Origin of the sequence: Planktothricoides raciborskii GIHE-MW2, from assembly GCF_040564635.1 — a bacterium.
Taxonomy (GTDB): Bacteria; Cyanobacteriota; Cyanobacteriia; order Cyanobacteriales; family Laspinemataceae; genus Planktothricoides; species Planktothricoides raciborskii.
Genome location: NZ_CP159837.1, coordinates 5,657,296 through 5,677,628, shown reverse-complemented (window position 1 = coordinate 5,677,628; position 20,333 = coordinate 5,657,296). Strand labels below are relative to the sequence as shown.

At 44.1% G+C, this 20,333-nt stretch carries 17 protein-coding genes; 7 read left to right on the top strand and 10 right to left on the bottom strand.

Annotated features, from left to right (window positions below):
• Positions 1–33: 33 nt before the first annotated feature.
• Positions 34–231 carry a pentapeptide repeat-containing protein gene (locus ABWT76_RS24325; RefSeq protein WP_054464131.1) on the top strand — a complete coding sequence of 66 codons (198 nt, stop codon included), beginning with the start codon at positions 34–36 and terminating at the stop codon, positions 229–231.
• Positions 232–560: 329 nt separating this feature from the next.
• On the opposite strand, the gene ABWT76_RS24320 is transcribed toward ABWT76_RS24325, so the two are convergent.
• Positions 561–1,070, bottom strand: coding sequence for a DUF4168 domain-containing protein (locus tag ABWT76_RS24320; RefSeq protein WP_072160606.1), 510 nt, complete (start codon positions 1,068–1,070; stop codon positions 561–563).
• A gap of 427 nt (positions 1,071–1,497) precedes the next feature.
• Positions 1,498–2,484: a DNA polymerase III subunit delta gene (gene holA / locus ABWT76_RS24315; protein WP_054464133.1), complete on the bottom strand. Its 987-nt coding sequence runs from the start codon at positions 2,482–2,484 to the stop codon at positions 1,498–1,500.
• 135 nt (positions 2,485–2,619) lie between these two features.
• On the opposite strand from holA, the gene ABWT76_RS24310 reads away from it, so the two are divergent.
• A complete protein-coding gene (locus ABWT76_RS24310) occupies positions 2,620–3,399 on the top strand; it encodes a DUF1868 domain-containing protein (RefSeq protein WP_054464134.1) in 780 nt (259 codons plus the stop codon).
• A gap of 476 nt (positions 3,400–3,875) precedes the next feature.
• A complete protein-coding gene (gene ndk / locus ABWT76_RS24305) occupies positions 3,876–4,325 on the top strand; it encodes a nucleoside-diphosphate kinase (protein WP_054464135.1) in 450 nt (149 codons plus the stop codon).
• 68 nt (positions 4,326–4,393) lie between these two features.
• Here the strand turns inward: ndk and ABWT76_RS24300 are convergent, their stop codons facing one another.
• The gene (locus ABWT76_RS24300; RefSeq protein ID WP_054464136.1) at positions 4,394–5,119 is read right to left on the bottom strand and encodes a TerC family protein; all 726 of its coding nucleotides are present in this window, start codon (positions 5,117–5,119) and stop codon (positions 4,394–4,396) included.
• Positions 5,120–5,462: 343 nt separating this feature from the next.
• Between ABWT76_RS24300 and psaM the strand changes: the two genes are divergently transcribed.
• Together psaM and ABWT76_RS24290 are read left to right on the top strand one after the other, a co-directional pair.
• On the top strand, positions 5,463–5,555 hold the full coding sequence (gene psaM, locus ABWT76_RS24295) for a photosystem I reaction center subunit XII (RefSeq protein WP_072160594.1): 93 nt from the start codon (positions 5,463–5,465) through the stop codon (positions 5,553–5,555).
• 241 nt (positions 5,556–5,796) lie between these two features.
• Entirely contained in the window at positions 5,797–6,288 is a 492-nt protein-coding gene (locus ABWT76_RS24290) for a hypothetical protein (RefSeq protein WP_054464137.1), read from the top strand.
• Here the strand turns inward: ABWT76_RS24290 and ABWT76_RS24285 are convergent.
• Together ABWT76_RS24285 and rppA are read right to left on the bottom strand one after the other, a co-directional pair.
• Positions 6,285–7,043, bottom strand: coding sequence for a tetratricopeptide repeat protein (locus ABWT76_RS24285; RefSeq protein ID WP_354635074.1), 759 nt, complete (start codon positions 7,041–7,043; stop codon positions 6,285–6,287). The two genes, ABWT76_RS24290 and ABWT76_RS24285, sit on opposite strands and share 4 nt — an antisense overlap.
• 577 nt (positions 7,044–7,620) lie before the next feature.
• The gene (gene rppA, locus ABWT76_RS24280) at positions 7,621–8,340 is read right to left on the bottom strand and encodes a two-component system response regulator RppA (protein ID WP_054464139.1); all 720 of its coding nucleotides are present in this window, start codon (positions 8,338–8,340) and stop codon (positions 7,621–7,623) included.
• 173 nt (positions 8,341–8,513) lie between these two features.
• Between rppA and hisG the strand changes: the two genes are divergently transcribed.
• Entirely contained in the window at positions 8,514–9,158 is a 645-nt protein-coding gene (hisG, locus tag ABWT76_RS24275; protein ID WP_054464140.1) for an ATP phosphoribosyltransferase, read from the top strand.
• A gap of 203 nt (positions 9,159–9,361) precedes the next feature.
• Positions 9,362–11,215 (top strand): ABC transporter ATP-binding protein, encoded by a 1,854-nt coding sequence (locus tag ABWT76_RS24270; protein WP_190879162.1) that lies wholly within the window; start codon positions 9,362–9,364, stop codon positions 11,213–11,215.
• A 482-nt stretch (positions 11,216–11,697) separates the two neighbouring features.
• Here the strand turns inward: ABWT76_RS24270 and ABWT76_RS24265 are convergent, their stop codons facing one another.
• The 5 genes from ABWT76_RS24265 to ABWT76_RS24245 form a co-directional block, all read right to left on the bottom strand.
• Positions 11,698–11,835, bottom strand: a complete 138-nt coding sequence (locus ABWT76_RS24265) for a PAS domain-containing protein (RefSeq protein WP_190879164.1) — start codon at positions 11,833–11,835, stop codon at positions 11,698–11,700.
• Positions 11,836–12,643: 808 nt separating this feature from the next.
• On the bottom strand, positions 12,644–14,329 hold the full coding sequence (locus ABWT76_RS24260) for a WD40 repeat domain-containing protein (RefSeq protein ID WP_054464143.1): 1,686 nt from the start codon (positions 14,327–14,329) through the stop codon (positions 12,644–12,646).
• Positions 14,330–14,374: 45 nt separating this feature from the next.
• Positions 14,375–15,796 (bottom strand): magnesium transporter, encoded by a 1,422-nt coding sequence (gene mgtE / locus ABWT76_RS24255; protein WP_156331437.1) that lies wholly within the window; start codon positions 15,794–15,796, stop codon positions 14,375–14,377.
• Between the two features lie 267 nt (positions 15,797–16,063).
• Positions 16,064–17,422 carry a hypothetical protein gene (locus tag ABWT76_RS24250; RefSeq protein ID WP_190879167.1) on the bottom strand — a complete coding sequence of 453 codons (1,359 nt, stop codon included), beginning with the start codon at positions 17,420–17,422 and terminating at the stop codon, positions 16,064–16,066.
• Positions 17,423–17,494: 72 nt separating this feature from the next.
• Positions 17,495–20,308, bottom strand: a complete 2,814-nt coding sequence (locus ABWT76_RS24245; protein ID WP_354635073.1) for a CHAT domain-containing protein — start codon at positions 20,306–20,308, stop codon at positions 17,495–17,497.
• Positions 20,309–20,333 lie beyond the last annotated feature (25 nt).

Sequence of the window (20,333 nt, the reverse complement as noted above, 5' to 3'; positions counted from 1 at the left end):
TGGTATGACTTAAGTGGTCAACCTTTAACGGGAATGAATTTTTGTGGCGCTAATTTATCCGGCGCTAATTCGAGTCAAGCTAATTTGAGTTCAGCCAATTTGAGTGGGGCAAATTTGGAAAATGCTAACTTAGAAGGAGCGAATCTGAAAGAAGCTAATTTAACGGGGGCTAAGTTGAATGGTGCTAAGTTAAAAGGTGCCACCATGCCCGATGGCAGCACTAAGGAATAATTTCTCGTTTTCTAGTTCCCAGGCTGTAGTCTGGGAACTAGAAAATGGTGAGCATTGCCCACCCAGCCCTGTCAAGGTGATAAATTTGATGACCAAAAATCGTTATTTCATGTAGGGGCGCTTCGGCTTGCGCCCTCAATTTAGGACAGATTCCCAGGGGTCAAGGGCGACAACCAGGGGTCAAGGGCGCAAGCCGAAGCGCCCCTACAACAACCACAGGGTTAGTATTGCCCACCCTGTCCCGGAGAGAATCGCCCATAAAATTTAGTGAAACAAATTACTGAAACAAATTACTGAAACAAATTACTGAAACAAATTACTGAAACAAATTACTGAAACAAATTCGGGGTTTGTAAACGCAGCAATTCCGCAGTAATTCGCTCTAGGATTCTCGTGTCCTGGGTTAATAAATTAGTAATCTGGTTAAATCGCTGAATGGTTAAGCTATTGTTTTCTACAATTGCAATCGATTTTTGGCAGTAGTCGATCGCCGATTCGCGAATTTCTCTTGGCAGCCTATTCACACTATCTTGATCGCTGCAAATAATCTGGGGCATTTCTTCCCTACCTGTGAACCGCTGTTTAATCTGATTATAATATTCTTGCCGCAATGGTTCAATGGCCAAAAGCGATCGCGCATAATTCGTAATTTCCGCTGCGGACAAACTTGGAGCCGATTGTTGTGCCAAAGCCGCCGAATTAAAGTCTAAAATAGCCGCAGATTTGAGGGAAATACTGGGAGTTAGACCAGTGAAACAACTCATGGTGGACAATATCGCCGCCAGGAGCGATCTAGATAACCATTTAGAAGTCAATGGGGAAAAGTTAGAAGTTAACATAATCAAATTAAACCAACAAAACAGGGTATGTGAAAAGTACAACAGTCATTAACAAGGTCAAGCTTTAAGATTTCGTTCCCTGGTGTTATGATTGCTATTTAGTGTGCTTATAGCGGTTATTGTGCGAATTACAGAGGTTTTCTGGATTCCCGCTGGCGCGGGAATGACAGTTTTTTTGTACTTCATAACTCTGAGAATTGTTATATCCCAGAATTGGTTAAAAAAACCGCTGAACAGATAGACACTTAAGCATTCTAGTTATCTTGAGCAATGTTGTTGTCGTTACTTAGTTCAAACATCAGAAAATTCAATGGCCAGAATCAATGATCGGAATCAATGGTCTTTGACCGCTCTTATGGTGTTTGATTTATTTTAAAACCTGGAAGTTCCAATTAACCCTAAACTTAATTAAATCTTATCAAATAAATCAAGGGCGACAGGCTTGGCAAAGTTCGATCGCTTTGGTTTGCAAAGTGGATAGTTCCTCAGCCCCACGTTTTAAGCTTACTTCTAGGTCTAGCAAAATGCTCAAGGTCTTTTGCAATTGTCCTTGGGTGATTGCTTTGACTTCCTGACGCAGGAAGTAAATCCGCTTGGGATTGCCAATTTCTGCTGCTTGGGCGATCGCCTTCTCATCTCGTTCCCCTGCGGAAATCATCACCTTCACCCATAACCAGGTTCTAAACTGACCTGTGAGAGTAGCGACGATTTTTAAAGCCGGTTCGTTGCGACCGATCAAGTCAGAGATCAATGTTAAAGCGCGAGAAGTATCTCCTTGGAGAATGGCGCTCGCCAATTTTAAGCTATTGGCAGCGCTGGATGTGACCAATGTGCCGACAATTTCATCTTTGAGAGGGCGATCGCGCCTTTCTCCGGCATACAGTTGTAATTTCTCAACTTCACTATAGAGCAATCGCGTCTCATTGCCGACGCTTTCGGCTAAAAGTTGCACGCTGGCATCGGTCAGCTTCAGCCCCATTTCTTGAGCCACTTTTACCACAGCTTTCTCTAGCTGATCTTGTTGCCACGGGGGAATCGGCGAAAACTCTTGAATTTGAGCATATTTTTGTAATAATTTAGTAGATTTAATCCGGCCATCCGGTTTACTCGGCGTAGTCAACAGTAACACCGTTGACTCGGGAATCGCCGTGACAGTGCGTTCCAACTCTGCTAACATATCCCCGGAACAATGGTGACAAATGGTGGTATCGACCAACCAAACCAAACGACTGCCGCTGCCAAAAGGGGGGGTCATGGACTGATTCAAGCCTTGAATCACCCCATCGGGGGTATCTGGGGAAATTTTTTCATAGTTAAAAGCCGCCCAAGCAGGATCCAAGACGCGATCGCGCAAAGCGGCCACAGCTTTGCCCATCGCAAAATCATCCTCACCCCAATACAAGTAAATTGGCACAAAGAAATACCTGTGTAAATAATGAGTACACTAGATAATGATGTAGTCTTTCCCGTAAAGTTACAAAACGTAAACTTGATGAGGTTGACTTCATCATGTTCACCTAACTCTAGTATAATAATTAGGAGTGATAAATTGGACGATACATATCAGGTCTATCTCAATCGCGTAGTGCGACAGACCCTCCCCGAAAAATATCTGTCTGCCCTGCAACATATTCAAGAGTCTCCGAAGTTCAAGCCGGATGAAGCGGGAAACAGGAAACCTGTACCATTCCCCGGATATTCGGTAATTACTCCTCCGTGGAAAGATGACTTAAAGAATGCTGAATTTTATCAGCAGATCCATGAATGCCAAACGCAGTTATTGGCGCAAATTCCCGGAAATTGGCTGGTGGCATTGCCCCCAGATAGTTTTCATTTAACCCTAGCGGATTTAATCTGGGATGATACTTATCTTCAGGTGATTTGTACCCCGGATCTGGAAAGGCAACTACGCGATCGCATTGCTGACAGCTTTCAACAATCTAGTCACTTAACCAAAGGAGACCCGATTGCTTGGCAAGTGATAGGGATCATGGTATCCAACCGCTCAATTGGCGTTTTATTAGTGCCGGTGGATGAGCATTCTTATAGTCAGACTGTGCAATTACGCCGTGCTATCTATCAAAATCAAGGACTAATTGCCTTGGGAATTGAGCAACAATATCATTTTACGGCTCACATTACTGTCGCCTACTTTGGCAAAATTCCTGAAGATTTAGAGCGCGATCGCCTAAGTTCCATTTTCACTGAATTAAACCATCAATTGATGGATAATCCGCAGAAATTATTAGTAGAACGAGCGGAATTGCGTAAATTTGAAAACATGACTGAGTATAGACGCGAACAAGACTGGCCATTTTTTCAATTTTAAGGAGTTGCTGTTCAAACATTATTATTAGCAATCATAGCAATCATAGCAATCATAGCAATGATCTAAAAAGCTACTTTTGCTCAACAAGTGGTGTTTGCTAAACTGTTTGATAAACTGTTTGCTAAACTATCTTTACATGATGGATATTATCGGTAAAACCATCATAGACTACTGAAACAACAGTAATCATCACCCCAGGTTAAGTATCCGTTAACCCATTAATTCATCATCCTAAAAAACCGGGTTTCTTTTTTCGGTCAATGACTCACTTTTTTGCTCTGCCGTCTAAAAAACCCGGTTTTTTAATGTGTTCGGTGGGGGGTGGGCTTTCGGGACTTTCGGGGCTTTCGGGGCTTTCGGGGCCGGCTTTTATCAAAATAATTAATTACCAATAAACAATCATTAATATTTAAAAGATTGCCTTTGTGAGATAATATTGTGTTTGGATAATTTGATACAAATCTAGGACAGACATTTTGGAACGGACATTTATCGCAATTAAACCCGATGGCGTCCAACGGGGACTCGTTGGCGAAATTATTCGTCGCTTTGAATCCAAAGGCTTTACTTTAGTCGGGTTGAAACTGATGCAAGTCAGCAAAGAATTAGCTGAACAACATTATGGGGTGCATCGGGAAAAACCATTTTTCCCTGGGTTAGTGCAATTTATTACCTCTGGCCCTCTGGTGGCGATGGTTTGGGAAGGAAACGGGGTGGTAGCCTCAGCCCGGAAATTGATTGGGGCAACCAATCCTTTGTATAGCGAACCGGGAACGATTCGGGGTGATTTTGGTGTGGATGTGGGACGGAACATTATCCACGGTTCTGATGCAGTAGAAACTGCTAAAACCGAAATTAAGCTTTGGTTTAAAGATGAAGAACTGGTGAATTGGACTCCAGCGAACACTCCTTGGTTGTATGAGTAAGCTAAATTAAAACTAGGGGGCGTCCACGATGGTGGACGCCCCGAAAAATTATCAGCCAGATGCATGAATTACGGATTGGCGTCTGGTTTTTCTTGAATTTTTGGGCTGTGATCTTTTGTGCGTTCCGAGAATCCCCAGATAAAGATTAAAGCGATCGCCGAAACCATCAACCACTGGGGCGGTGCCCAGTCATGGTTGACTACTCTCAACAACAGCCGTAAGCCTACCAACCCAACGCTGATATAACCAGCATCCTCTAGGTGAGTAAATTCATCGAGCCAACGAATAAATAATCCGGCCAAAAACCGCAAGGCAATGATGCCAATGGCACCCCCAGCGAGAATTAACCAAGTTTGGTCAGCTACCGCGATCGCCGTCGTCACACTATCGAGGGAGAAAGCCAAATCGGTCATGGCAATCAGGGGAATCACCTGCCACAAAGCGGTAAAGCTATGCTTATGGTGAGTGGTGCCATCTTCATCTTTTTCTTGTTCAGATGCAAAGTATTGCCACACCAACCACAACAAATACAATGCGCCAATAAGTTCAAATTGCCAAAATTGAATCACCCAGGTGGCGGTTAAAATCAGCAACATCCGCAAGGCAAACGCGGCAATCAACCCAAAGTTAAGGGCTTGACGTTGTAACTTCGGATCGGTCAAGCCTTGGGCAATTGATGCCAGAGCGATCGCATTGTCCGCAGACAACACCGCTTCCAGTCCCACTAAAATTAGCAGGAGGAAAAATGTATCAATCCCAAAATTGGGCGAGAGGTCAATAAACTGCTCTACCATTAACTATCCTTCAGACCTGACAGGGTATCAATGAGCCGTGAGTCAATCTTCTATTATGGATCAATATCAGAAGATCGTCATCTTTGGATACCTGGCGATGTAAATAATTGTTAATTGTTAATTGTTAATTGTTAATTGTTGTTGGTTATTCGCAATTCTAACAACAAATAACCAACAACAAATAACTAGCAACAAATAACCAACAACAAATAACCAACAACAAATAACCAACAACCAATCACGAATTTAATTTTTGTTGAGTCTTGTAACAAATTCTTCCAAAAGTTCACGAGATAGCGCAAATTAGTTTAAAAATAACTAGCCGTCAAAGGAGTTTTCTCGTATGCTATCGGATACCCAAGTTTATGTAGCTCTCGTACTAGCCTTGATTCCTGGAATTTTGGCCTATCGCTTGGCTTTGGAATTGTATAAGTAATCTCTGACATTGGATCAAGCCATCGGCAAGTAACCCTGAAAAGGCTTCTACTTTCCTACCCATGCAGGGTTGATCCGCGATGTGGAAGTGGGGGCGTCCTGGATGGATGTCCCCATTTCATCATAAATTTAAGCCGAATGCGGAAATGCTACGGAGTAAAGTAAATTGTGGCGAAAGTGATAATTAGTAAATAATTAGTAAATAGTTAGTAAATTCAATCTCAACGCCTAATTTAAAGCTCATGAACTCCATACAAGTCTCCCGAACTCATTTAAAATCAGCAACCAGGGATCGTAGTCGTCACAACGCCTCAGTCCGACGCCAACCTACCCCCAAGCGGAAACTCAGCGCTAATCCCAATCGAGCGATCGCCGTTGAAACCAGTGTGAAATTAGTGGTTAATCTGGCAATATCTGTGGTGGCAATTTCTACCTTGGCGCAGTTGATTCCTTCTTGCAAAGAACAACAACAAAAGCTGCAAGAGATTACCCAAGAAGTCCAACGCACTGAAGCGCGTGTGCAGCGCTTACGCTCCGAGTTTAGTCACAACTTCGACCCACAGCAGACGCAAAAGATTATGCAGGAACAAACTGAACTGCAAGATCCACAGCAGTTGCAGATTGTTTGGCAAGATAATCATCCATCAACCAGAGAAGCACCCAAACGGCAGATTCCCAAAAAACCCGTGAATAGTCTGCCTAGCGATCCCAGGGCAACCGCTTTAGCGCCTTAAGCAGTCAGCGGGGCAATAATTGCTTTAAGCCAGGTGTTGACGAATTTGCCAATCCCCGAATTTAGCGACCCAAGGGCATTTTTTTCTTGGTTGAGGTATCGGAGCGATCGCAGGTAGTCGGCGATCGCCCAATTCCAATCCCCGGCTAGGTGATGGGTCCGACCCCGTTGAGCATAAATATAGGCTTCTAGCTTGCCTTGGGCTAAGGCAATGTCAAAATTATCCAGGGCTTCCCGATACATTCCCAAATGACGGAATGTCACTCCTTGATTAATCAAAGCCCGAAGATGAAATGGGTTGAGGTCAAGGGCGCGATCGTAGTCCACAAGGGCATAAACCAACTCCCCTTGGTTGACATAGCAGTTAGCCCGATTATTGTAAGCAGCGGCTAAATTAGGATTCAGTTCTAAAGCGCGGTTGTAGTCAGCGATCGCCTCTTCAAGCTGACCACAGTGGAAATACATCAACCCACGATTGTTATAGTCCATCGGAGTTCGCCCACTCAAACTAGAGTTAATTACTTGTGTCAGCAGAGAAATCGCTTGCGGGTAATTTCCCCGTTTGGCGTGATGCGCCGCTTGTTGGCGTAACATCTGCACCGTAAATTCTTTGGGTAATTTTTCACCAGATTCTTGCACTGCTTGATTCATGCTCGGACTTCTCCGGTGGGATGCCGTTGGTGGCAGCGGCATTCTCATTAAAGAAGAGCATTGGTTTTTCTGAGCTTGGCGATTGAGTTTATCAGGAGCTTTCATAATTTTTTTTTGAATGATTTACTAGAATCAGCTTATAAACTTCCGTTGCGTGATGGAGTAGTGGTTGTGTCACTTTTATAACCGGATCATGCCCCTGATTCAAATCAGTACACAACAAAACACATTAGGTAACAATTTGGATCATTAATGGATCATATTAAGGATGATATTTAATAGCCTATTTAGGCATTGATTTAGTAATCATAAGGCACTCGATTCGGGACTCCACTCAAGAGGTTAGTTTTTTTTAGTATAAATAGATAATATCCTATTTTATACCTAGTTTAAATTAAGAAAATATTTATTTTTGATAAGTACATTGCCCTGATTTGGCGGCTTAAAAGCAAATAAAAACAGTTAGTAATGAGTGAGATCCGCTGTTTAGGGGTTTAGCCGGGAAAGAGGGATCCTTAAATTTCCTTAAGCCCACTGCATACCTGGTAATGCAAAATTGGTCATGGCTGGTAATGCAGAATACATAATTTCAGTATGCGATTGCTCATTGGGGGAATTTCCCCAGAAAAGGAAAACAAGGGACAAAATTCTCCCTCCCTTAAAAATTGTAAATTTTTCTTGATTAAGCGTTGGTCGCCGTGGATAAACCAAAGCGATATCCCTTGCCATAAACCGTATGAATTAATGAAGCTTCATCATTGGTTTCAATTTTGCGACGGAGTAATCGAATTTGGGCAGCTAATACATTACTGCTAGGTTTGGTGGTGCTGCCCCACAAATGTTGATGGATAGCTTCGTGGGTGAGTAATTGATTGGGGTTGGTCATTAAATATTCTAGTAGTTGGCTTTCTTTTTCTGAAAGCGCGATCGCCCGTTTTCCCCGATAAGCAATCTGATTGTCACAATCTAGTTCTAAATCTTCCACCCGCAACCGGCGAGGGTGACTTTCATTCGGAGGGGAAACAATGCTAGACTCTTGACTGGGCGATCGCCTGACTCGTGCCCGTACCCTCGCTAACAATTCCCGTAACTCAAACGGTTTGACCAAATAATCATCAGCCCCCGCATCCAGTCCTTGCACCCGGTCGTCCAAAGTATCTTTAGCGGTCAGAAATAATACCGGCGTCAAATCTCCATTGCGTCGCAGTTGCTGGCAAATTTCCAACCCAGACCGATGGGGCAACATCCAATCCAGAATCAACAAATCATAGCCCCCCGTTGACGCCAACTGCGTGCCCGTCGCCCCATCATAAGCCACATCCACCTGATATCCTTCCCGTGTCAGAACGCGACTCAGGGGGTCAATTAATTCCACTTCATCATCAACCAAAAGAATTCGCATAGATTCAATCTCCTACATGGTTATATGTTATTTGTTGATCGTTATTTGTTGATCGTTATTCGTGATTCGCTATTTACGTCAAACAACCACCAACCAATAACCAACAACCAATAACCCCCCAACCCCCCTCAAAGGGGGGCAACAACCAACAACCACCAACCATCAATTAATTTATGCTTACCGTTGCACTTCCTAAAGGTTCTCTGTTACGCGATAGCATTCGGATGCTCAAATCAGTGGGTTTAGATTTTAGTGCTTTTCTCGACTCCGGCAACCGGCAACTAATGATTACCGATCCCACCGGAACCGCGAAAGCTTTGCTAGTTCGTACCCATGATGTACCCGTCTATGTAGAATATGGCCAAGCCCAATTAGGAATTGTCGGCTATGATGTGCTGCGAGAGAAAAGCCCCAAAGTGGCGCATTTGATCGATTTGGGATTTGGCACTTGTCGTCTATCCGTCGCCGTGAAAGAATCCAGCCCTTATCGCCGGTCTTTAGAACTGCCAGCGAATAGTCGGGTGGCTTCTAAGTTTGTTCACTGTGCGCGGGAATATTTTCACCGTCTCGATTTGCCCGTGGAGATTATCCCTTTGTATGGTTCAGTGGAACTCGGCCCGATTACTGGAATGTCAGAGGCGATCGTGGATTTGGTGTCTACGGGGCGGACGTTACAAGAAAATGGATTAATTGAAATCGAGGTATTGTTTCAAAGTAGCGCCAGATTGATTGCCCATCCTCTGAGTTATCGGATTAATACTGGAGGGATGAATGATTTAGTTACCAAATTACGGGAGATGACCTTAGCAGCAGTATAATTTTATCCTATTGTCAGCGGTCTGGGGTCAGCAGTTAGCAAGCTGCTGTTACCCGATCGCTGATAGAAGTTATCCCCAGAATTGATCGGCAGCATTTCTTAAATTCCACCGGGCTTTTCCCGTTAGTGTATAATCCATTAAGTTTTGTTAAGCTACTAAGATAACCTAACTTATTGGGCAAAAAATTACCCTTAATCTAAGAAATGACGATTTATTCACCGCCAAAATCCAGTCAAACACATCAGCGCCAACGAGAAACGGACTGGCGTTTATTCTTGCGTTTGTTGCCTTATGCTCAACGCAGTGGGCGAATTCTGCTGATTTCGATGTTCTTATTAATTCCATTGTCCATAGCCGGTGCCATTCAGCCTGTGATCATCGGTCAGGCGATTTCATTGATTCAAAATGAACCCAATACCTTTAGCTTTCTGAAAAATTTGAGCTTAAGCCAGGGGTTAAATTTATTAGCCTTGTTACTAGGGGCGACGATTTTTTTGCGGTTATCTTTGCAATTTGTGCAATTATATTTAGTCCAAGAAGTAGGCCAAAGAATTACGGCGGATATTAGAAATGATTTATTTGTTCATGTGACCTCTTTGGCGACCAGATTTTTCGATCGAACTCCGGTGGGCAAACTGATTACTCGTTTAACCAGTGATGTGGAAGCTTTAGGAGAGGTTTTTTCTAACGGGGCGATCGGCATTGTCACCGATTTATTTTCGATGGCCGTGATTATTATTATCATGTTTGCCCGACAATGGCAATTAGCCCTGATGTTGTTGATGATGTTGTTGCCGGTTACGGCTTTGGTGATTTATTTTCAACAGCAATACCGTAAAGCGAACTATATCGCCAGAGAAGAACTGTCTAATCTGAATGCGAAACTGCAAGAAAATATTATTGGCATTGGGGTTGTGCAGATATTTCGCCGAGAATTTTTTAATGCTGATTTGTTTAGAAAGAATAATCAAGAGTATATAGATGAGATGGATAAAACCATCTTTTATGATGCCGCAGTATCGGCAACTTTGGAATGGATTGCCTTAGTCGCGATCGCCGGGGTTTTATGGCTCGGCAGTCTGTTAGTCATGGATAAAACTTTGGCTTTTGGTCAACTCTCAGAATTCATCCTATTTAGTCAGCGTCTATTTGAACCATTACGGCAGTTTGCGGATAAATTCACCGCCATTCAAGCGGGACTGACCTCCATTGAACGAGTCACGGATATTTTCAATGAACCCATTGAAATTGGCGACCCAGAAATATCCGCCGGTCAACATCTATTAGCCAAAAATCAAGATAAAAATTCAGCGGATCAAGCACACCTGGGAGAAATTTGCTTTGAGAATGTTTGGTTTGGGTATAAGCCCGATGAATATGCGATCAAAAATATCAGCTTTACCATCAAACCGGGGGAAAAAATTGCTTTAGTCGGGCCGACTGGTTCCGGGAAAAGTTCAATTATCCGACTATTATGTCGTCTCTATGAAATTAGCCAAGGTCGCATCCTGGTTGATGGCATTGATATTAGAGATTTAAAACAAGCTGAATTACGTCAGCACGTGGGGGTGATTCTTCAAGATGGCTTTATCTTTGCCGGGGATGTGAAAAGTAATATTACCCTGGGAGAAGAGTATGCGATCGAGGCGGTTCGTCAAGCGGCGGAAGATACTAATGTGGCTAGTTTTATTGAAAATTTGCCCCACAGTTATGATACAGAACTTCGGGAACGAGGCACAAATCTTTCTGGCGGTCAAAAGCAGCTTTTAGCCTTTGCGCGTTCAGCTATTCGCAATCCGAAAATTCTGGTGTTAGATGAAGCTACCGCGAATTTAGATGTAAAGACGGAAGCGTTAATTCAAGAAGCCCTGGATAAGCTGTTAAAAAATCGCACGGCGATTATTATTGCTCACCGACTTTCCACGATTAAGAATGTGGATCGGATTTTGGTACTCAAGCGGGGTGAATTGGTGGAGTCAGGCACCCATGAAGAATTGATGAGTCTCGATGGACTTTATGCCAGTTTGTACAATTTACAGTTTTTGGGATTAACTTAATCATCTTAGTAGGGTGGGCAATTTGCCCACCCTAAGCCTATTAATTGATTTTTGGTTAAAAAAGTCGCTTTCCAGGATAGCAATTTGTACGATCCATCACCAGTCAGATAGCGATTGACAAAGGAAATGGGCTTGCCAGCAAAGGCATTCTGTTCCGTGGAATTGAGCAATTTCTCTAATTTTTCTTGGGTGGTTAGGCGATCCCATGGATGAACTGCCTCAATAAATAAACCTCCAATTGAGTTTGGGGTATTACTATATACCAATTGCCCCCATTTATCGATCGCCACCACAAAAATTCGGCAAATTTATTTTTCCAGGCGCGATGGTCTCAATTTTTGTTACCCAATGTTCTGTGAAACTACGGATTTTTTTTCCTCGGTAATGTCTCTGGCAAAAGCATAAATTAACTCGTTTTATTCGGGGAATAGATGCCAAGATAACCACCGATAATATCCATTATTATGACCATAGCGAGTTTCTCAGGTGATTTTGGAGTTGATTTGATTTTCTTGCAACTTGGCTAAAATTGCCGATCGCTCATCTTTATGGATTAAGTAACTCCAAGGTTGCCCGGCTAATTCTTTTTCCGTCCAGCCCAAAATATTGTATTGTGCCAAGCTTGATTGATTGTTTGTAAACTTACGTCAGGATTAATTACACAAAATAAATAGTTGATTTTTTCAATTTTTTTTATTTTAATTTTTTTTCCCTGGGAGGTAAAAGGGAGATTCTTGGGTGTTAAAATACTGTAAATCATCAATTACTCTGAAAATTAGTTAATTTTTTGTAAAAATATATTCAGTTCACATCAATCGGTCTCTGGCAGCTATAATTCTGACAAATTCAGAGACTCATTCATATTTTTTATCAGGTAAACCAGCGATAAAAAAATATTTTCGTAACCCCTAATAATGTATAGCGTATAGCGGTTATTATCAGGATTACAGAGGTTTTATAGATTCTAGCGGGCGCGGTTCGGGACAGGTTTTTTTGTACTTACAGGACTTAGGCATTATTTAATATCAATCAATCTAGGGTTGATAAAGCGAATCAACCCTACAGATTTAGGGTTTATGCATAAGTCCTGACTTAATAACTCTGACAAGTGCTATATTTTCTATACGGAGATGGGAACACACCGGGTTTTTAGCTAAAAAAATCCGGTTGTTTAACTGAATTCTATTATCTCTCTATTCTAGATTTTTTTTATATTATTGATAAGGAGTAAAATACGGATTTCTGTTGCGTATGGTAGATCCATATTTTCCTCTAAGTAGGCTTGTGTAAATCTACAAACCACCTATTAGACAAGAAAGCTTTCATAACGTATCGATCCCCCCAACCGATGGCGGATCGACCGCCATCGGCTTTGCACGAATTTTGCCAGAATTGTCTGTTAGACAAGAAAGCTTTCTGGTCTATTTTTTAGGCGCGTTGCCAAATTTTAATCGAGCCTTCTGCCATACCAGTGGCCAAAAATTTACCATCGGGGCTGATGGCTAAGGACATGACCGCCCCGGAATCCGCAGGCAAAGAGGAGAGTAACTGCAAGGTGTCTAGGTGCCAAATTTTGACGGTGCCATCAGCACTGGCACTGGCAAAGCTTTCGCCGTCAGGGGCGATCGCCAATGCGGTGACTTCCCCAGTATGAACTGTTAGGGTATTTTGCAGGGAGGCTACGGCCACGGAAGGGTGATCGCTCAATAACTCCGCTTCATTAAGCTGCCACAGTTGAATGCTGCCATCGCCATTGCCGGAAATCAGGGTTCGACCATTGGGGGTAATAATGAGGGACTCCACCACATCCAAGCTGCTGGACAGAATCGCAATTTCTGAATTTGTGGCCAAATTCCAGAGGATAATATTGCCGTCACTGCTGCCGGTGGCTAGGGTTTTGCCATTGGGGTGAAGTGCCAGAGAATACACCGCTGCGGAATAATCCGTCAGGGTTTTGATTAATTGACCTTTGCGGACATCCCAAAGTTTAATCGTTTCGTCAAAACTACAACTGATTAGGGTATGGCTATCATGGGTAAATACAGCCGATCGCACCGATCCAGAATGACCAGTTAGGGTATCGATCAAATCGCCGCTGGGTAACTCCCAAAGTTTAATAGTTTTATCCCAACTGGTACTCGCCAGGGTTGTACCGTCAGGACTGATCGCCACCGCAAAAACGCCGCGATCGTGATAATCCAGAGTTGCTTCTATTTGCCCGGTAACTAAATTCCACAGCTTAATTTTGCTGTCAAGACTGCCGCTGACTAATTGCGTGGAAGCGGGACTAATGGCGATCGACTTTACCCAGTCTAAATGACCGGACAAGGACTGAATATATTTCCAAGTTTGCGGCATGGGGGTTGTTTCGGGGCTAAGAAATTTGGGCAACACGGGAGAATTATTCTGTTGTCTGGTCTTCGAGGCTGTCTCGTTACTTTTTTGAGGTTGATCGGGCGGCGGAATATTAGAGTCAGGAGGCTTGTGTTCTCCAGTTTTGGCGGTCTGGGTTGCTGGGGCTGCCGAGGGGGTTGCTGGGGCTGCCGAGGGGGTTGCTGGGGCTGCTCGTGAACTATCAGAAGTCATGGGACTGGGTGATTTAATCATCCGTTCGGCGATCGCCTGCTCTAATCGCTCCACTCGCCCTACTAAACCATTAGAATTTAAATAATTAATCACACGATTAATTGATTCGAGCAAATTAGCATATTGCTCTTTTAATTCTTCGATTTGTTTCTGAATCTGCGGATCATTTTGAACGCTCGGAGTAGAATTTTCTCCAGTCGCGGTTGCTTTTTGTCTACGAGCTTGATCGAGCAACTTTTGACCCAAAGAAGAGGGCATGGCGTTCGCTCCTGGAGAAGGCGATCGCTGCTCTAGGGACAACGAGAGTTCTTCTTTGACTTGTCGCTGGATTCGATTAATACTGATGCTATTGCGTCGGACTCCCACCTCAAAGCGAGAGCGATTAATCGTATTAAAAATTAGCGAAAAACATAAAGGAACCGTGGCATAAATTGCATTCCCAGAAAAAATGGCCACAATTGAGCCGATTACTGAACCAATTAAAGAGACATATTCTGCACTTTCCAGCCAATTACGATTATTTAACATTGAGTATCTCCAAATTCTCACATATTTTGCAGAAACAGTGAGATTTTATAATCCTAAAATGAGTCGTGCCAAATTAAAGTAAATTAAAACGCCTAATACATCAACCGCCGTGGTGATAAAAGGAGCCGACATCAAGGCAGGATCTAAACCTACTGACCGAAACAAAAATGGCAAGGCCGAACCAGACACGGAAGCTAAAACCGAAATGGCAATTAAGCTAGTTCCTACGGCGATCGCCACAGGCAAATTATTTTGCAAGAAATAAGCCCAAACCGTTGTTATGCTGCCTAAAATTAAGCCCAACAAAGCACCGGCTAAAGCTTCTCGCCCAATCACCTGAAGCGGCCCCATCATTCTAATGGTATCGGTATTTAAACCCCGAATCACCACCGTAGAAGATTGAGCGCCTACATTGCCCCCGGTTCCGGTCAGCAAAGGAATAAACGCTGCCAGCACCACCACCTCTTGCAGGAGTTCTCTTTGGGAGTTAATAATGCTCCCGGTGACTGTATTGGTGAGGAGCAATACAAATAACCAGACTACGCGACGACGGGCTACGGTGAGTAAATTGGTTTGAAAATAATTATCTCCGTCGGATTGCACCCCACCTAACGCATAAATATCTTCTGTGGTTTCCTGTTCCAGGATATCGATCACGTCGTCCACGGTGATTACTCCCACCAGACGTTGCTCGCTATCCACCACCGGCACTGCCAAAAAGTCATAACGCTGAATCATCCGGGCTACTTCCTCTTGATCGGTGTCCGTGTGAACAAAGACCATATCACGAGCCATGATTTCGCTGATATATTCTGCGGGGTCAGAGATAACCAAATCTCTGAGGGACACGATGCCGGTTAACCGACGGGCGTTATCGGTGACATATAAATAATAAACAACCTCGGCCACGGGTGCGAATTTGCGGATGCGCTCTAGGGCTTGACCAACGGTAAGCTGTTCTTTGATGGACAGATACTCTGGAGTCATGATCCGCCCTGCTCTCCCCGCTTCATAACCTAATAGCAGGGCAGTGACTTGCCATTCCGCTGGGGACAGTTGGGCTCGCAGACGCCGAACGACTTTGGCGGGTAACTCATCAAATAGACGAGCGCGGTCATCCGGGGACATATTTTCTACAATGTCGAGGACTTCCTGGCGCCGGAAATCTTCGAGCAGATTTTGCTGCACGGTTGAGTCAAGATGTTCATAGACTTCCGTGGCTTCATTTTTGGATAGCAAGCGAAAGGCGATCGCCTGCATTGCTTCTGGTAATCCTTCGATCGCTTCCGCCACATCAGCGGGCTGTACTGGCACCAAAATCGCTTTAGCACCTTTGAGGTCATTGACATCTAAAAGCGCCTTTAGCTGCGATCGCACTAAATCCCGTATTTCTCTCCGCGAAATGGTTGTCGGAAGGGGAGAGATTACATTGTTATTATCAGTCAAAGCTGGCCTCCCTGGTTCCATTCCGATTAAATGGGGTGGTTAGTTTTATCTAGCAGATAATTTCTTTAGAATAGCAATGATGAGATATTTCTTAAATCCCTTGTCTGGGATTTTGATTGGGCAAGGGAGGAGTGATGGGTGAAAATTTTACCCGGTAATTTTCACCCCACTTCAGACAGATAACACAGAGGGTAATCTATCCTTGTATTTTCGGTCTGAAGTGGTGAATTAGCAACAGCAAAAACCCTTGAATTACCTCAGATATTACCGAAAAAATTAGGGTTTTTTCTAGGGTTTTTTCTGAAGCCAAACTTTCATGCCTTCAATTCTTAATCCTTGCCCCCTTGTCCCACAGTAATCACCGTTGAAACAGACTGAAGAATCACCAATATTCTGAATATGGGCGACATAATAGACATTATATTGATGGGCTTTTTCTCCAGTTAGTCGGATGGCAAAACCTTCCATGCGTTTTCCGCTGCCACGAGTCCCTAAAAATTGACCTTGGGGCGTCCAAGGAGTATCCCCAATCCCTTCCAGGTGCCCCATGTATTCCAAACTTAAACCAGGAATGGGCGGTTCAATATTAATGGCAAACCCTTCGATCCGCAGTGCTTTGCCCCGGGTTCCGGCAAATTCATCGTGACCAAATAGGCGATCGCCCAACCGTTCTATGTGAACCAGGACTTTTAATCCTTGAGACTCGCCGACAGTGGGTGGGCTAGGGTTCTTTTGCTCGGATAAAGGCATCGACCCAAAGACCAAAGGTTCTGCCACTTTTGCCGGTTGGCTTGTCCCCGGTTGCTTTGGCGGTTCTTCATAACTGGGCAAAATAATCACATCCGGGGAATTGATCTGTGTTATGGGTGGTTTTAACACGGACTCTTCCGGCTGAGGCGCATTGCCCACGGTTCCCGCTTCGGAAAGAATCAGCACTTCGGGAAAGTTTTGCTTTGATGGCGCCGGGGGTGCAGGAGTGGCAGTGGTTGACTGATTCGCCACCGTTGACACCGAGGGAATGGTCATGTCTATAGTTAATTTTCCTCGTGCCGCTGCCACTGTCAGGGATTTGCTGAATGCACGAGTCACGATTTCCACTAAAATTCCCCAGCGATCGTCGCTTAAACCTGACGGTGGGTTAATTAAGGTTAGCAACCCAGCAAACGGATGATCTCCTGAGTTCAAAGTCTGTACGGGTTGCGGTAAAGCATCAGCGGGCGCTTGGGCAATTAGCCGCCGCAGTTCTCTGGCTTTGGCTTTGGCGTCTTCCAAGGGGGGAAACTTAGGATCGTCACTATGAGCGATCGCTAATACTTGGTCAAGAATTTTTAACGCCGTTTCCCGCTCGCCCACCGATGGCGCCCCTGAAGCCTCCAACGCTTCTAAGATATTCTCAATATCTTTCAGGGAGGTGATTTGCGGTGGCATCGGTGGTTTCGGCAAAGATTTAGCCAATTCCCTGGCTTGATCTCGCAAAGCCGCAAACTCTTGGCGATAGGCGCTTAACTGTTCTAATAGCAGTTCTGCCGGAGGGACTCCAGCATCTTTGAGTTCAATGGCAGCTTGAGCCATTCTTGCCCCTAATCCGGGCTTTCGTTCGGTTAGCTGTGTGAGTTTTTCGCGCAAGGCTTTATATTGTTGGTTCATCAATCATTTCTCGCAGACGTTCCCATCTTTAATTCTGCCTTGCTCGGTACACAGTTGAAACAGTTGAGGCAATTATAACCAATTACCAACCAGTACATAAGCAGCCCAAAAATAGGGATGGGCGTATTCAGGACGATTGCCGGTGGTGCGTGAAGCGGGGCTATCCCGCAGGGAATCGCGCAAAATACTCACTTGGGCTCGCCGCAAAGCTTCGCCTTTGCTGACATTGCCTTGGGCGAGTTCCTGGTAAAAGCGCATCATCAAAGCCGCAGAAGATTGATCGTTGACTTGCCATAAGGTCGCAACGGTACTGCGGGCTTCTGACCGGACTGCTACTCCTGCCAATCCTAACCCAGCGCGGCGATCGCCCGTGGCGGTTTCGCAAGCACTCAGTACCAGTAATTCGATCGCACCTCTAGCGGTCGGGTCTGTGGGTTGCAAGATATTGCCTAATTCTTTACTATTAATTTGCTCATTCCAGGTGAGAATAAATGTGTCTTCTGCCACGGAACCAAACTGTCCATGAGTGGCAATATGTACCACCGGAAATGGCACCAAATCAATCAGAGTTTTTAGCTGGGTTTTGGTAAATTGTTCATTTAACAAAGATTGTGCCGGTAATTTTCGATTAATTTCTTGGATTTCGGCCTCGACATTCTCTAAAGCCGAAAATCCCTCTCTCGCTGCACTGAGTCCGGCAGTTAAGGCTTGAAGTTTTCGGGTTTGTAACCCTTGGGAACGCAACATTTGTAAACCGGGAGTGAGGGCGATCGCATATTTTTCAATCAGATATTTTTCTCCATCGTGGAGCACCGCCATCGGGATATTCCGCAACCCGCTATCGAGGACAAATACTAAAGTTTCAATATGGTTGGTTTCTAGATCGTTGGCAAAGGGGCGAATTAACCAATCATAGAGTTTTTGGGCATCGGCTAAGAAGAGATCGCTATTAATTTTCCGCCGATTAGAAACATCATCCTGGAAATAATCCAGCATTCTTTCAATTTGGGCTTGAGAAATTTTCTGGCTGTGGTGACGTAGGGTTTGATCCGGTAAAGAGAGAATAATTTCTAGGCGATCGGGCAAAATAATTGGATAAATTACTGCCGCCTTGGGGTCAATTTGATCGATTTGCTTCGGTTGGGCATCCAAACAAGCATCCCGGAAAAAATTATCTAACTCTGCTAACTGTAACCCTTCAATAGTCTGGCGGGCTGTTTGCATATTTTTTTGACTCGGCTTCTGACTCGGCGTTGTTTCTGATAGTAATAAATCGACAAATTCTCGATAAACTAACTCCACGCGATCGCGGAAAGAAAACTGATCATCTTGATTAAGGGCGACTAAATCTCGGCGTAACCCTTGCAAAGTATTCACCGCTTCCCCATAAGCGGCGATCGCGCCTTCCCGTTCATTTTTACCCTTTAAAATTCGTCCTAACTGCCATTGCCACTGATAGATAATTTCTGGGGAATTCGTCACTTGCGCCAGCATTAAAGCTTGTTCCGTAATTGATTTCGCATCCGCCCATTGTTTCCCTGTTTCATATAACTTGCCTAAATTACCCAAAGCTAATGATTCAGCCCGTTTATCTTGTAAATCTCTGGCCATTTGTGTAGCCGTTGCCAGCAACTTAGCCCGGAAAATTTCTCGCGGGCTATTTTGATTTTGTTTTTGACTTAATTTTGCTAAACTTTGACTATAATTAATATAGGCATAAACCGACTCACGGGAGGGGCTTAAATCATTAATACTTTCCTGAATCTCCTCAGCCAGCGTTTCAGCCAAATTTACTTGATTAGTTTCGATGAAAAGCTGTAATATATTCAGTTGTGCCTGCATTCGCCGATTCGCTGAATCGCTGCTTTTCGCCACTTCTTGATAAGCATTCAAGGCTATGGCTATTTCCTGTGCTGCTTGTTCTTTAAGTTGATTTATTTCGGCGCTTGATGCGGCAACTTTTCTGGCGGCTAAATCTTCCAGCCTCAGAGACAAAAACCGGGCAGTATTTCCTAAATTCAGTAACGCCGCTTCCATATCCGTAGCCGACCGGAATTGTCGAGCAATTTTTAAACTTTCTTCTAAGCATTTTTGCGCCTCTGGCAAATCTCCCAACACCCGCAGAGTTTCACCGAGCGATCGCAGGGCAACCGCTTTAACCAGAGTATCCGGTTGATTTTCCAGGGTAGCTTTTACCTGGGCTAAAGTATTTAGAGATTGCCGATAAAGCCCTAGAGATTGTTGGGCTTGGGCTTGATTAATTTGGCTGCGAATTTGGCCAAGTTCATCCCCAATTTGGCTATATATTTTCTCTGACTCTTGCCAAATACTCAGGGCTGTTTCCGGGTTGCCTTGTTGTAACTGCTGCGCTCCATAAATCTCCAAAACTTGGGCTTTAATCCTGGAAAATTCTTGATTTTTTGCTTCAAACTGTGCTAAAATATCTAAACTCTGAGCAATGGCTAAATTCGCCAGTTCCCATTGTCCAAGCTGCTGATAAGCTAAAGATATATTGCTGAGGGTTACGGCCTGTTTGAAGACATCTCCTTCACTGGCATAAATTTCCGCAGCTTCAGCTAAAACTCTCACGGCATCAGCAAACTGCCCCGCTTGATAAAATGCCTTGCCTTCTGTTAGCAAATCAGGAGATCGACTGGTAGCGGCGAAGCATTCGGGCAAGCATCTATTGGTGACAACAGATAATTTACGATCCGAATGCTTTGCCCTTCTTGCATTTGCTAGATTAAAATTTGCTGGCTTAAAATTTGCTGGATTAAAAGAGGCGATCGCGGGTTTGCCTAATTCAGTAAATAAAGGCAACCCCATGATCAAACCAGCCGCGAATATTTTTAAAATAACCTGTGTATTTTTCAGAATTTTCAGCATAATTATCTCCACGCTAATCCGTTGC